Source organism: Sphingobacterium sp. UBA1498 (genome assembly GCF_002325125.1).
Lineage (GTDB): Bacteria > Bacteroidota > Bacteroidia > Sphingobacteriales > Sphingobacteriaceae > Sphingobacterium.
In genome coordinates this window covers 271906-286622 of sequence record NZ_DCRG01000032.1, presented here as the reverse complement: position 1 = coordinate 286622, position 14717 = coordinate 271906, and the positions used below count along the sequence as shown (strand labels likewise).

Below are 14717 nucleotides of genomic sequence, written 5' to 3'. Positions count from 1 at the left end.
AGACCCATCCAGAAGGCTTATCCATAAAGCCATAGGCCATCCTTTTCATCCCCAAAAAAACCTCCCCTAACTCAGTAACTTTTGCTGAAATGCAAAACGGATCAGGTCGGCTGTATTTTTACTTTTGGTCTTATCCATGAGATTTTGACGGTGCCCTTCAACAGTCCGTTTGCTCAAAAAGATCTTATCTGCAATTTCCACAGCAGTAAAGCCTTGAGCAATGAGTTCAAGTACAGCAAACTCCCGCTCCGTGATTTCATATTGCGAAAGACGTGAAGCCACATCGACACTGGTACTACTCTCCACGTCAAAATTTTCCATAAACCGTAGACCGAAATTGGTCATCAGATATTTATGCCCTTGGGACAAACGTAATAATCCAAATAAGATTTCATCATAATCGCCACCCTTCGACAGATAACCATCTGCACCGCTACGAAAAGCTTCTGCCACTTCATTCGGTTCTTCCACCATCGACAAAAGCGCAAATCTGACGTCTGGATAGATCTTCTTGGCCATTCGGATGAAAGTTATTCCATCCATACCCTGCATATTCAGGTCAGTTAAAACTAAATCCGGCAAGATATTGTTTTCAAGGTACATTAATGCATCCTCTGCACTATCTACTTCCGCTACCACAGAAAGCTTGTCGTGGGTATCAATGATCAATCGTATCCCGTTTCTTACAAGCCGATGGTCATCAACTAAAAGAATTTTAGTCATTTTTCCTCCAATCCCACTAAGATACTTTATTTTTTTTAATAAGTTAATTTTTTAAAAATAGTTCAATGAAATATGAACCCATTTTATTTAACCTTACGCCATATTTTTTCGTTACCCACTTGCTGATAATCTGGTGCCAGTACCGAGAAGCGTAGCGTTTCCTGACTGCCCAACGCTAGGTATCCGAGGGTTTCCAAACTCTCATCAAATAAAGATAAGACTTTAGCCTGCAGTTGCGTATCAAAATAGATGAGTACATTGCGACACAGAATCAGCTGAAAGGCATTGAAAGATGCATCACTTACCAGATTGTGTGAAGCAAAGACAATCCTTTCCTGCAAGCTGGATGTTAGCTTCACCCACTTATAATTGGCTGTATAATAACTGGAAAAGTCCGCTTTTCCGCCCGAAAGCTGGTAATTTTCTACATAAGATTTTAGATTTGCCATGGGTATAACAGCCCGCTTAGCCTGCTCTAGAACAGAAGGATTAATATCTGTGGCATAAATCAGTGATTTGTGCAGTAATTTGGCTTCCTGCAACAAAATGGCCAATGAATAGGCTTCCTCCCCTGTCGCACAGCCCGCTATCCAAATACGGATAAAGGGCGAAGTGCCTAATTGGGGTAGGATTTCATCGCGCAGACGAAAAAAAAAGCTTGGATCGCGAAACATTTCTGTAACGTTGACCGTCATCTTTTCGACAAATCGTTGCATGTACTCGGGTTCATGTAACACACGGTACCGCAATTCGGCAAAACTTGCAAAATTATCCAGTAGGCAAAGCTGATTGATCCGCCGCGATAAGGACGCTATTGTATAATGGGTAAAATCGTAGCCATAGCGACGCTCCACATCTTCCATCAATATCATCACCTGTTCTTGGCTAACAATTTTTTTGCCATTGATCATTTTGCAATTTCCCCCATTAACCGCACCAGAAGTTCGATGTCGATCGGTTTTGAAATATAGCCGTTGGCTCCCGCTGCCAGACACTTTTCGCGGTCGCCGGTCATCGCCTGCGCCGTGACTGCGATGACGGGCATTTCTTGCGAATCCCAAGTTTTACGGATCAGCTGGGTAGCTTCATATCCGTCTATCTCGGGCATCATCATATCCATCAGCACCAGACCGACACCAGCACGATCCCGCAGCTGAGCAAGCCCCTCTTCCGCAGACAGGCAACCCAAGGCTTGAAAGCCTCTTGATTTTAGGGCCAATTTCAACGCAAATATATTGTTTTGATCATCATCGATGATTAATACGGTTTTGTTCTTGTCCATGCTCTTTTATCTATTGCCTTTTATTTTACTACAACAACTATTCATACATCCATACCCGTAGCAGGGACAAGAGTTGATCGATATCCACCGGTTTGGATATATAATCTGACGCCCCTGCAGCGATACATTTTTCTCGATCCCCCATCATTGATTTGGCAGTAACAGCAATGATCGGCATATCCTTATAACGGAGATTACTTCGAATCGACGCAATTGTTTCGTACCCATCCATTTCGGGCATCATCATATCCATCAGAATCACAGCCACATCTTCATTTTCTTCTAGCTGCTTCAGTGCATCCTTTCCATCCGTTGCTGGTACAACCGTCATCTGATATTTCTCAAGCGCTTTGGTGAGCGAGAAAATGTTACGGATGTCGTCATCCGCTACAAGCACCTTCTTGCCCTTCAACACATCTTCCAAAAAGCCGAGCCTAGCGGGAGCTTTCGCCGAAGTACCTTTGTGTTCTTCTACAAGATGTAAAAATAAGCCTACTTCATCCAATATGCGCTGATAGGAATTAGCGGTTTTAACGACGATTGTATCCGCATAACGTTTTAATTTCATTTCCTCCACCTGCGATAGATTCTTACCGGTAAACACAATAATCGGTAATTTTTCTAGACCCTGGTTGCGTTTTACAGCCTCCAATGTCTCGTAACCGACCCGGTCCGGAACGCCCATATCGAGTATCACGCAGTCTGCAGTATCAGAGCTTAGCGCCGCAATGCTGTCTTCCACGTTGCTTTTGATTTCAGAGACAATGTCAAAACTCCCGAGAAAAAGAGATAGCGCTGCTGCATGCTTAGGGTTTTCTTCGACGATAAGTACCTTTTTAGGATGTCTGGTGAGTGCATCCTCTATGCTGCGAAACATATCACCCATTTGTTCCAACGCCATAGGTTTATTGATAAAATCGATAGCACCCTGCAGCAGACTCTCTCTTTTAACCTGCAGAGAAGACATGATATGCACCGGAATATGTCGTGTTTTGGGATTTTCCTTGATCTCAGCCATTACTTGCCATCCATCTTTAAGTGGCAGCTGAATATCCAGCAATACCGCGAGCGGCATATATTGCGCTACCACTTCCGCAGCAATGTCGCCACGCACCACCACAATCCCCTTATAGTTTTGCTGGCGCGTATATTTGAGTAGAATCTTTGCAAACTCGATATCATCCTCGACGATCAAAATAAAGCGGTCGCCAGGAACGATACTATCGCGATCGTCCGGAATATCGGCTGGGATAGGTATTTGCAACGTCTTTTCTGCAGGTAAAGCTGGTACCGTTGGAATTTGTTCCAAAGATGTAGTCTCCACAGGTAAAATTTCCACGCCGTCGGTTGCTAACAACGTCTGCGCAGCGCCGAATAGGGATGTACTTTCGCCCGAAATGCGCTCGGGAATAATCAGTTGAAAGACACTACCTTCTCCTTCTTCACTATTCAATAAGATTTCACCGCCAAGTAAGCGGGCCAATTCCCGGCTTATGGAAAGCCCCAGCCCTGTACCACCAAATTTACGGCGCGTAGAGCCATCAGCTTGTTGAAAAGCCTCAAATATTAGATGCTGCTTATCCTTTGGTATTCCAATTCCGGTATCGCGCACTTCAAATACAATCCCGTTTCGGGGCGACTGCTCCCGATCGATATGTAGCGTTACCTTGCCCGATGCCGTAAATTTAATAGCATTAGAGAGTAGATTACGTAAAATCTGTTCTAGCCGCTGTTTATCTGTTTCGATCTGAGCGGGCAATTGCTCCGCTACGCTCATTTCTAATCCAAGTTTCTTGTCGGCAGCAATTGGTCCGAACATCGCCGACAGACCATGCATTACGTCCGCAAAAAATACGGGCTGTACATCCAAATCCATTTTGCCGGATTCTATTTTAGAAAGATCCAAAATCTCGTCTATCAGGGTCAGCAGACTCTTTCCCGAACTCTGGATCACGGCTGCCGATTCCATCTGTTCGTCATTGAGGTTACCGTCCGTATTTTCGGCCATCAGACGAGAAAGCAGCAAAATTGAATTAAGCGGAGTACGCAGTTCATGCGACATATTAGCTAAAAATTCAGATTTATAGCGTGTACTCTGTGCCAGCTCTGCCGCTTTCTTCTGAATTTCTTGGTTACGTTCAGCTATTTCCAAATTTTTATCTTCCAACAGCCTGGAACGCTCTTCCAGCTCACGGTTAGACTGCACCAACTCTTCCTGCTGAACACGAAGTTCTTCCTCAGAAGCCTGCAATTTATAGGTATGCATTTCTAGACTAGAATTCAGTGATTCCAGCTCAGTATGTTGTGCCTGCAGCTCTTCAGTCTGCGCCTGCGTCTCTTCCAATAAATTCTGTACAACCAATCGAGCTTGCGATGCAGCGAGTGTAGCACCCACTTTTTGAACAGCATCTCTAAAAAACGCCAGCTGTATCGAAGAAAAGGGCTGCAATGAACCAAGTTCCATTACACCGATACATTCACTTCCATCAAAAATAGGAAGGATAAAAAGGTTGTTTACCTGTACTTTTCCAGTAGCAAAGCTGATGACATAATGTGCATCTTCGAGGTTTTCAAATAATTTCTCCTGGCCATCTTTAAATACCTGCCCTACCATGCCATCCCCTGCAGCAAAGCGTTTATGCTCCGGATCTTCAAGGCCATAAGATCCTCTTAACATCAACTGATCCTGCTCCATGAGATAAATGGCCCCATTAACACAACTGCCATACGTCGTTAGATGTCGTAACGTGACGGCCGTGAGCTCTTCTTGGAGTTTATTGCCCATTAAAAGATTGCTCAGCTGCGTTAATCCAGCTTGATGCCAATTATTGTTATTGAGTTCATCAAAAGAAATTTTCAGTGACCTAGCCATTTCATTGAGCGATCCCGTCAAGCTTCCCAAGTCGTCCTGTTCAGCATCCTGTATCTGCATATCATAATTTCCCGCTGCGATTTCACGGGCAATGCGCTGGGTAATGCTGAGTCTCCGCTGGATCTCCTCATCTTTACGTTTCAGATCATGTTGTAACTGTTCTCGCTTAAAGAAATCATCCCGCAAACGGAAGTAAAAAAAGACAGTGATCAGCAAAGAAACTACTGCGGCCAGCAAAACGAAAATCGATGTGTAGCCAGAAGATCGTCCAAGTTCATTCGAACGCTTGTTCAACAAAGATTCTTCTTTATCTATAATCTGGCTGATTAAAATTCGACAGCTATCCATATAGGCTTTCCCCTCTTCGAGTTGGGAGACCGTCACCATTCCGCCCCGCCTTTTGATAGTAACCAGATTTTCAAGTTTGGTCAGTCTAGACCTTACCAGCGTGGACAGGGTATCGATTACCCGCTGTTGATCGGGGTTATCAGCTGTCAAATCGTGCGCACGGCTTAGCGATTGAGGCAGCGACTCAAGACCAGTTTGATAAGGATTTAAAAACTTATCCAGCCCAGTCAGTAAATAACCTCGCTGACCCGTCTCGGCATTCTGCAGATCCTGTAGAATTTTATTAACACGGCTCATCACCCGACGGCTATGGTCCACCATCTCACTATTATGAATCTGCTTACGAATACTGACATAAGAAGCCGTTGAACTTGCTAAGAGCAACAGTAGCGATATTCCAAAACCTATCTGCAGGTTTTTTAAAATAGTTTTAGGCATGCTTTTTCATCCATTGAGTTAAGACTATGCCAACTGATGGTCTAGATGGCCGCCAAATATAGCAATAGGGGGCCTAAAATGAATATCGCCTAAGCAAGCACGGAGGATGATACCGTATTTTAACAAAAATTTACGTATTTATCCCCCTTCAGCAATCCTTTGGGCAATAATTTCCGAAGTCGCTGCACAAAAATCAAGCCCTGAATAGTCAGGATTATAACCGCCGATATAAGGTACAGCCATCATAAAAATACGTTGGTTGGAGCGCCCGCTGTGATCAACAAGCTGAAAGCTGTCGTCTATCTTTATCCCCGGCACCCGCAAAAAGATAGCCCCATCCGGTGCCACAAACATATGATCATTACCCGCCAATAACTGTTCCTTGGTATGCTCAACAGAGCGGAACCTCAAATAAGCGGGACTAATATTACCGTTGTCGATCAAACTCTTAAAAGGGAAATCTTCAAAATTCAACGGCTGCTGACCTACGCAATCGACAAATGTCTTATAATATGTTTTACTTTCTATACCTTGCTCATTTGTATAAAAGTAATTGGCTCCACAGTCCTTTGCAGGTTCAACACGGCTTTCGGTACCAACGTTTACCACCTCGAGACGACCGGCATCGTGCAATGCGAGCAACTCGCGGCTAGAGCCCTGCGGTACGAAAGCAATCACAATAGAAATCAGGGGCATTAACACCTTCTTTAAACGAAGCATATCTTCTGCAGACATGTATTTTGCTGGATAATTCAATGTAAAGCTCAGCGCAGAAAGCACTTCCTTCCAATAAATTGATTCGTGCCTTTTGATGGACTTTAGCGCTTGTGCGTGTTCCTGACGAAAACCTTCGAAGGCATCTTTCTGCTCCCGCAAGGCAAGTACCGCTTCCACAAAGTCTTCGAGACTGAGCTTTTCTACCATGTCGTAGAAGGCGGGATCTTTCTCCTTAAACTGGGCTTTAAAATTTCGCTCAAATAAAAAATCAAGCGATACAAATCCTTCATTTTCGAGCCTATTAAGCATAAGTTCCTCTTCTGAAATCAAGAGATTGTTGGCTAAGAACGGGTCTTCCTGATGAAAGCGGATCGCAGGGAGAAGCCCACTGCGTGTATGCATCACTATTTTAAAATTTTCGCTTCCCGGATCAATTTGATATTTTATCTCCCCTGTATCGAGCACGTCAAAAGAGCCATTGTGCCGAGCCAGTGTACGTACGGCATCTATCGCGGTAAGCGAAGCTCCACGTATCCCAACGGCATGATCAGTCTTTAAGGCGAGTTTAGATGGTGGATAAGGCGATTCAAAGTAGTGTTCGACATTACCCTCATGTTTAGTTGGCCATTTGTGTCCAGTGCAAATAATGGCCTTATCAACGATATACGTGTCCGTGCTTCCAACCATTATTTTTACCTGCGCTTGGCTTTCTAGGTCGATGATATCGCTTACCTGGCTAGCTAGGTACACCTGGGTTTCAATACCTTTGGCATCTGCCATACGCTTTAATAGCGTAAACTGTTCCGATAAATAGCGGCCGAACAGCAACCGCGGCACTACTTTATAACGATTAAAATCGTCCACATCAATTCCATAGGTACGAAGTGTAGTTGCCGACAGCGATTTGACATACTCTTCAATGGTGGTCACCAGTGCCGGGATTTCATGATCCGAGACGTTGGTCAAGTGCTCCGGTGTAGCACCTTCATAGCTGTAAGGCATCCCTGCACCTAATTGTTTTCTCGACTCAAAAATAGATATTTTGAGCTCCCCCATATTCTTTTCAATCAATCTTTTGTACATAAACAGGCCACTGGGTCCGCCCCCGATGATGGCTACATGGATGTGTTGTTGCATAGTTTTCATTGCGCTGCCTGAATGGCAGTTTTCGTTGATAAGAACAACAATAAATTACATAAAGTTTTAAATTGCATTTATTACGCTGCAATAAAAAGTGCGATAAATACGGGTTACGATTTAAATACCTGAATCTGCGATTCTGCAAACGAAGGGTGTGTGGGTGCTGTTTTCCGAATAAACAAAAATGGTAACAAATAATAATATTATGGAAAACAACATCAACAATCCAGAGATCATCAATGACATCATTAAAATCAACAATGACCGTATTGAAGGTTATAAAAAAGCAATTGATCTGGCAACAAGTCACGGACTAGATAAGCTGATTCCCACCTTTCAAAAATATATCGGACAATCGGAAGAATTTATTGCCGAGTTAACTCCTTATGTTGAGCTTGAGGGCAAAGAGGCAACGGATAGCACCATGCTGAGCGGCAAACTATTCCGCGCCTGGATGGGAATCAAAGTAAATATCACAGGCGACGATGAAAGAAGTTTACTGGAAACCTGCGAACAGGGCGAAGACGCGTTTAAATCGACGTACCAAACAGCGTTGGCAGATGGATCTGATGAACTCTCGCAAAATGTGCATAGTTTGATCAATACCCAACTTAGCAAACAGCTTGAAGCACACAATATTATTAAAATGTTGCGCGACAGCAAAACAATTTAATCTTTTAATAAATTTAATCTTTTAATATTTGTGGTATGCTGACAAAATAAAAGTCTTTTTACACAAAAATACCGAAGGGATTTAAACTTCGGTATTTTTGTTCAATATCCGTCGTGACAATCGCCACTGAAAACCAGGAAGATGGTTAAATATTCAGAAGACTTAACAATCAATCATTTGCGCGTACAACGGTGGTCTGCACAATAAATAAATCCTCTTTCAGTCCTGTACTCTTTGCCTTTATCCGGATACTTCCCGATTTTTCGCCTGCCTGAACAATCAGCGTAAGCTGCCCATTGAACAGGTGCATCTGTGGTTTTTCAAAAGACTCCAAGTTCGTTGGATCCCCATTAGCCAAAGCTTTAAACGCACCAGCTCCCCCGACTTCAAATCGCACTAATCCATTGGCATGCGGGCAGAGATTCCCTTGTTTATCTACTGCTTTGACACGGATGTAAGCCAACGAACGTCCATCAGCAGCAATGGAATCATGCACCGTTTCCATTTTAATCCGGAACGGCCTTCCCGCTGTTCGTACGCTCTTTTCAGCTACCGGCTCTCCCGATTCATCATAAGCAACAACCTTGATTTCTCCGGGTTCATATCGTGTTTCCATCCACATCAGGCGATAACGCTCCTGTAAAGAATGCTTATTTTTACTTCGTTTCCCCTGACTCTTGCCGTTGATAAAAAGTTCTGCACTTGGATAGTCCGTATAAACGAACACAGGTGTCTGCTGGCCCACCCGATCTGGCCATGTCCAATGTGGAAGAATGTGCAAGGTATGTTCATTTTTATTCCACAAACTTCTGTAGAGGTAATAACGGTCCTTGGGAATACTTGCCAGGTCAATAATGCCAAACATGGAACTGTGGTTGGGCCATGCATCGGTATCGTATGGAGACGGCTCACCGAGGTAATCAAATCCAGTCCATACGAATTGACCCATCGTCCAATGATGGTCTTCTGCCAAGGCAAAATCCTCATCCGGTAGATTGGACCATGAACAATATTCCATATCGTAAGACGATGACTGATGATCTGGATATAGCATGTCGCCCTTTTTGACCACAGGAAATTTATATACTCCTCTGGAGCTTACTGTGGATGCCGTTTCAGAACCCAATACTATATTTTGTGGCAATTTTGAATAGGCCTCCTCATAACGGTGCGTACGATAGTTGAGTCCCGGAACGTCCAGTAAACTGGCAAAACCATTTTCCAGCACACAACTAACCTGGTCCATACCACAGGTCACCGGTCGAGAGGGGTCTTCCCGATGGCAGATAGCCTGTAAAAATGAAGCCACTTTATATCCGTCGGCACTGCATTGTGTCGGCACCTCATTCCCGATACTCCACATCACCACGGAGGGGTTATTTCTAAAATGATGAATCATATTGACCATATCCCGCTCTGCCCAATCCGCAAAAAAACGATGGTATCCATTTTTACATTTGGCAATGTCCCATTCGTCAAAAGGCTCGATCATCATCATCAATCCCAATTCATCGCATAGCGAAACCAGCTCCGGAGCGGGCATGTTATGAGCGGTGCGCACTGCATCACAACCCATATCTTTGAGCAACTGTAATTGATAGCGTAAAGCCGACACATTTATTGCCGCACCCAATGGACCGAGGTCATGATGATTGCATACACCTTGAAACTTTCGAATCTTTCCATTTAACATAAATCCCCGATCGGCAATGATACGCACCTCACGAATACCAAAACGAGTCTCAAAACTATCCATTAGCTTACCATCGACATAAACTTGCGTAGAAGCTCGGTATAAATTAGGCTGTTCGGGGCTCCATAGAGCAGGTTTTGGAACTTCAAAATTTTGTACAAAGGCCTTACCATAATTTATTTTTTGCTCATTTTCTTTTTGCGCCACGACACGGCCTTCTGCATTCAAAATTGCAGTTACCATGCGCACCGATTTACCATCAGCATGCTCCAAAGTGGTCTCCAACTTTACTGAAGCTAGGCTGTCTGAGACAAATGGCGTTGTGATATGGGCGCCCCAAACAGGCATGTGAATCTTCTCGGTAACGATTACATGCACATTCCGATAGAGTCCTGCACCGGGATACCAACGCGAAGATTGGGCTTTATTTTCCAGTCGAACGGCAATTGTATTGTTCCTGCCATCCCGATGCAGCAGTTCGGTCACATCAAAGTGAAATGCATTATAACCATACGGCCAGAAGCAAGCTTCCTTCCCATTGACATAGACCCGGGCTTCACTCATTGCACCATCAAATTTAAGCACCACGCGTTTGCTGCTCGGGTCAAACTGAGGCACATCCAACTTGGTACGATACCAGCCTACCCCAACATAAGGTAGGCCTCCGGTTCGGCCGGTTTTTACAGTTGCTTTTTTCTCTCCATTTTGTGTCACAGCAACATCTTGTAAGTCGTGTGCACGGTCAAAAGGTCCGGCAATAGCCCAATCGTGCGGTACAGTCACATTTTTCCAATTCTTGTCTTCCAAGGTCGTCCGTTCGCCCTGGGCAACTTCACCCTGAAAAAAGCGCCAGTTTTTCTCCAATAAGAAAGACTGACGTACCGACTGTCCATGCAATGCTATCGGCACGACCAAAAACAAAAAGAATAATACGAAAGCGATATGCAATAATCTCATCATCAAATTATGGGTTTAGGGTCTAAAGTTGAATTTCATTAGCATCATTCAGCGCTGTAAATATAGTCTATTTAAAAGCGTTCAAGGCCTTTGTGGGACGTCCATTGTTATCAAATGCGCCTAACGTGTAGCCATTCCAACCGCCATAAGCCAAAGGTTCCCAATAAAATATTCCCAACACCTTGTGATCCGGCACGGTATTAACCGAGCTAAAAAGATCTTTGAGCCATATTTCTGCAGTATCCGCGGCATCCCAGCTCATGCCCACTTCGCAGATCATCACCTCTGAATTGTATCGCGCAATCATATCTTTAATGTTACTGACGCAGGCTGTATTCCGTTCCTTCCAATTTTCGGGGGTCGGGTAAAGTGACATGCCGATTACATCCCATTTTCCACCGTTTTTCTTCAGACCATCGAACATCCAACGGAACAAATTATTATCAAATCCATTGTGAAGATGGATAATCACTTTTGCTGCCGGAAAAATCGCTTTTACCGCATCATAGCCTGCGTTATTCAATATGGCATAATTAGCCATGCTCTCCGAGGCCTTGCCCTCATTCCACAGCATGCCATTCCCGGTTTCATTCCCTACCTGCACCCATTCCGGTGTAATATCGTTCTCTTTCAGTAATTGTAGCACCTCATTTGTATGGTCACTCACAGCTTTCTTTAAGTCATCAAATGCCAAACTCTTCCATGCTGCCGGCTTTGTCTGCTGTCCAGGATCTGCCCAGGTATCACTATAATGAAAATCCACCATGATGCGCATTCCCAAATGTTGTGCGCGGCGTGCTTTAACCAACACGTCGTTCTTATTGCACCAACCACGTTCGGGATCTACCCAAACGCGTAGGCGTACAGCATCCATTCCCAATCCACGCAATAATTTCAGTCCATCTACTGCATTTCCTCCAGCATTGAAAAATTGTACACCCGAAGCCTCCATTTCCGTAATCCAGCTGACATCAGCCCCTTTTGCCAAATGCGATGCGGTTGCAGCGGGCTCGAAGCTATCTTTTTTGCTGCAGCTAGATAGCACCAAACAAAAGCCTATCGCTGCGGCAAATACCTTTCCTATTGTTAATTTTTTCATTCGATTCAATTATTTAAGGAGTTATCTTATTGATGTTTACTCCACATGATACTTAAACTGTTTTGGATCGCTCAGATCGAGGATCAAGGTATGTGTGCCCACCTTGTCATAAGCAAATCCACTGCCATCTGCTGTATATAGTGCGCAGTTGCCATCCCCTTCCGCAGCTCCAAAAAACCAGGTCCAACTGCCATTGATCAACACTTTTATGCCCCACTGTTCAGCTGCTGTTGTCGTGATTGTTGCCTTCCAAACTTTCGCCGTTTGGTCATAGGTCATCGGCGTGGCCGTTGCACTCCAACCGTTAAAATCGCCCGTAACCGTCATGGATTCCACCGCAGTTTCTTTCCAGGCCAACTTATTAACATCGGCGGTCAGGTACAGATATCCGCCTTTGCTTGTCCAGCAGTTCCAGCGATCTGCCCCGCTATATAAAATATATTGGCTACCATCCAATGGATAAGAACCATAGATCAGTGATGCACTGGCACTTTCTGCATTGGCTAAATAAAAGTTGTACCATTGGTCGAGACGAACAAAACCATCGTAGAAACCATCTTCTTTTCGTGAACACAGTTTCCATGGGAATTGTGTCATCTCTTTGTTCGAAAGATAAAGGTATGCCGCCTCATCAACCGGTTGGTAAGACGTGATAGTCAAGGCGATCACGTTACTATAGAGCCATTCTGTATTAGCACCCAATCGAGAAGCAATACGGACATAGCATGTTTTCTTTTGATCGGGTACAAATCCCATACCCGTGACGAGATTATTCAATTGTTCATGCGTATAACTGATGGAACTCGCCACCTGCTCCACGCTTTTGGCGATGACAGTAAAGGCGGGATCTGCCGCTATTTCTATCTTATTTTTTAAGGCCGACTGCGCCATCGGTTCTTCGCTGGTCAAGATCGCCTCGTCCCAAACAAGCTGCAGTGCCACAGCTTTGCGATCTGTAGATTTTAAAACCAATTCCGATGTACTACTATGCAGCACTGCAGGTTTTATTCCCCCGACAGCTGGTGTCCCGCCCTCCTTTTTGCAGGCAGCGAAAAGCAATACCAAAATATAAAGTGTTAATTGTTTCATAAGTCATCATTATCTTTAAAAACCCCTATGGAAATACCCGTTTATGCGCTTCAGCTCCACTGCATGGTCGCAAAACTATCCCATCGATTTATCAATACCATACTAGGCTAATAGCCTGCATTTTGAATTAAATTTGGATTAGCGCTCATATCTGTTGTTGGAATCGGATACAGATTGAACTTTGCATCCACAGAACGACCATTCATATCCCCTCCTTTCCATTGCCAGAGGTAAGCGCTTCCGGTAAATTTCCCAAATCGAATGAGGTCTGTGCGGCGCGTACATTCCCAAAACAGTTCACGTCCGCGCTCCGCAAGGATAAAATCCAGCGTGAGCTGTGCCTGCTCGATTGTGCCAGCGGAACTTCCATATCCCCTTTGTCTGATCGCGTTGACCAGAGTAAGGGCTTCCTGTACACTACCGCCGCCACCGCGCAGTACGGCCTCGGCATACATGAGATACACATCGGCCAGGCGGATCATCGGAAAATCCGTGCTTACCAAACCTTCGTCTGTGGTATAGGTGCCATCATCTTTCAAATTTGTAAACTTCACCAATCCATAACCCTGGCTTGATGCGGCTGGATCTTCTACGTCCAAAGACTGCCCATTTTTCCAAAAATCACCTCTCTTATCTTCCGCTTGAAAAATGCCGACAAATTCGCGAAGTGTACGAAAACTATTCCAGCCAGAAAGTACACCATAGTCTGACGATTTCATGCTCCCCACAATAGGGCCATTCACCAGATAAGTTGTCGCACCCCAGGTCGTCGTGTGTGCCACATCGGCTTCTATCGGGAAGATAATTTCGTTGGTGCGCTTATCGTTATCGGCATTAAATACCTGCTTATAATTCGCATTTAAAGTATATCCGGCATCAATCACTTTTTTTGCATAGTTCAGACAGTCTGCGTTCCGTGCTGTACCCGTATACACCTGAGCATTCAGATAATTCTTGGCCAATAACGACCATGCGGCAGCACGGCTCACTCGCCCATATTCATTTTGACGCGCTTCTGGCAAGATTGCTGCGACCTCCAGAAGTTCCTTTTCAATAAATTTGAAAAGATCACCCCTCGTCATCCGTGGTGGAAAAAATGCAGCTACAGGATCGTTCTCAGTCACAAACGGGACGTTTCCGTACAAGTCCATCGCATGACTATAGGCTAGTGCACGCAGAAAACGAGCTTCAGCCGCAAATGTCAGAATCTGCGTCTGCTCGTTCGAACTAAATGTTGCCAGTTTTTCTGTAGTGGCGTTTCGTAGAAATTCATTGCAGATAGCGACCGTATAATAAATCCGGTAATACATGGCATTGACCCATGTATCGGACGCTCCCCAGGTCATATACTGAATATCGGTCATGTTATCACCACCCGCCCAGGTATAGATTACCTCATCTGTAGGTACTTCCTGCAAATTAAAATACACCCGAAGGTAGCCCCAAGAGGCTGTGCTACCCGCCATGTCCGGATCGGCATCACCACGGCCATTGCCTGCAACCGCAAATGAGGCATACAGTTTAGCAAGGACCGAACGGTACCCCTCTACCGAAGTATAGACCGACTCCGATGTAGTTTCCACAGTTGGATATTGGTTTAAGTCCTTGGTGCAGGCGTGTAGCAACAAGATTATACTAAACAATCCAAAACAAAATCTTTTTATATTTTTCATCGTTATATAAGTT

10 protein-coding genes are annotated in these 14717 nt (G+C 44.5%); 1 reads left to right on the top strand and 9 read right to left on the bottom strand.

What is annotated here, in order from left to right; translation table 11 throughout:
- Window positions 1-66: 66 nt before the first annotated feature.
- The 5 genes from B3139_RS18180 to B3139_RS18160 all read right to left on the bottom strand — a co-directional run bounded on the left by B3139_RS18180 (window position 67) and on the right by B3139_RS18160 (window position 7517).
- Window positions 67-723, bottom strand: coding sequence for a response regulator transcription factor (locus B3139_RS18180; protein WP_209575022.1), 657 nt, complete (start codon window positions 721-723; stop codon window positions 67-69).
- A gap of 83 nt (window positions 724-806) precedes the next feature.
- The gene (locus B3139_RS18175; protein ID WP_293884955.1) at window positions 807-1634 is read right to left on the bottom strand and encodes a CheR family methyltransferase; all 828 of its coding nucleotides are present in this window, start codon (window positions 1632-1634) and stop codon (window positions 807-809) included.
- On the bottom strand, window positions 1631-2005 hold the full coding sequence (locus tag B3139_RS18170; protein ID WP_293884954.1) for a response regulator: 375 nt from the start codon (window positions 2003-2005) through the stop codon (window positions 1631-1633). The genes B3139_RS18175 and B3139_RS18170 overlap by 4 nt, the downstream gene beginning before the upstream one ends.
- A gap of 37 nt (window positions 2006-2042) precedes the next feature.
- The gene (locus tag B3139_RS18165; RefSeq protein WP_293884953.1) at window positions 2043-5663 is read right to left on the bottom strand and encodes a response regulator; all 3621 of its coding nucleotides are present in this window, start codon (window positions 5661-5663) and stop codon (window positions 2043-2045) included.
- 138 nt (window positions 5664-5801) lie between these two features.
- Window positions 5802-7517 (bottom strand): FAD/NAD(P)-binding protein, encoded by a 1716-nt coding sequence (locus B3139_RS18160; RefSeq protein WP_293884952.1) that lies wholly within the window; start codon window positions 7515-7517, stop codon window positions 5802-5804.
- Window positions 7518-7725: 208 nt separating this feature from the next.
- Here B3139_RS18160 and B3139_RS18155 point away from each other — a divergent pair, with 208 nt between their 5' ends.
- Window positions 7726-8193, top strand: coding sequence for a PA2169 family four-helix-bundle protein (locus tag B3139_RS18155; RefSeq protein WP_209575031.1), 468 nt, complete (start codon window positions 7726-7728; stop codon window positions 8191-8193).
- Between the two features lie 169 nt (window positions 8194-8362).
- Here the strand turns inward: B3139_RS18155 and B3139_RS18150 are convergent, their stop codons facing one another.
- The 4 genes from B3139_RS18150 to B3139_RS18135 all read right to left on the bottom strand — a co-directional run bounded on the left by B3139_RS18150 (window position 8363) and on the right by B3139_RS18135 (window position 14704).
- Window positions 8363-10846, bottom strand: coding sequence for a glycoside hydrolase family 2 TIM barrel-domain containing protein (locus B3139_RS18150; RefSeq protein ID WP_293884951.1), 2484 nt, complete (start codon window positions 10844-10846; stop codon window positions 8363-8365).
- A gap of 64 nt (window positions 10847-10910) precedes the next feature.
- A complete protein-coding gene (locus B3139_RS18145) occupies window positions 10911-11942 on the bottom strand; it encodes a glycoside hydrolase family 53 protein (RefSeq protein ID WP_293884950.1) in 1032 nt (343 codons plus the stop codon).
- 36 nt (window positions 11943-11978) lie between these two features.
- Window positions 11979-13031: a DUF5111 domain-containing protein gene (locus B3139_RS18140; RefSeq protein WP_209575047.1), complete on the bottom strand. Its 1053-nt coding sequence runs from the start codon at window positions 13029-13031 to the stop codon at window positions 11979-11981.
- 107 nt (window positions 13032-13138) lie between these two features.
- Complete coding sequence (locus B3139_RS18135; protein ID WP_293884949.1) at window positions 13139-14704, bottom strand: RagB/SusD family nutrient uptake outer membrane protein; 1566 nt, start codon at window positions 14702-14704, stop codon at window positions 13139-13141.
- Between the last annotated feature and the right edge of the window lie 13 nt (window positions 14705-14717).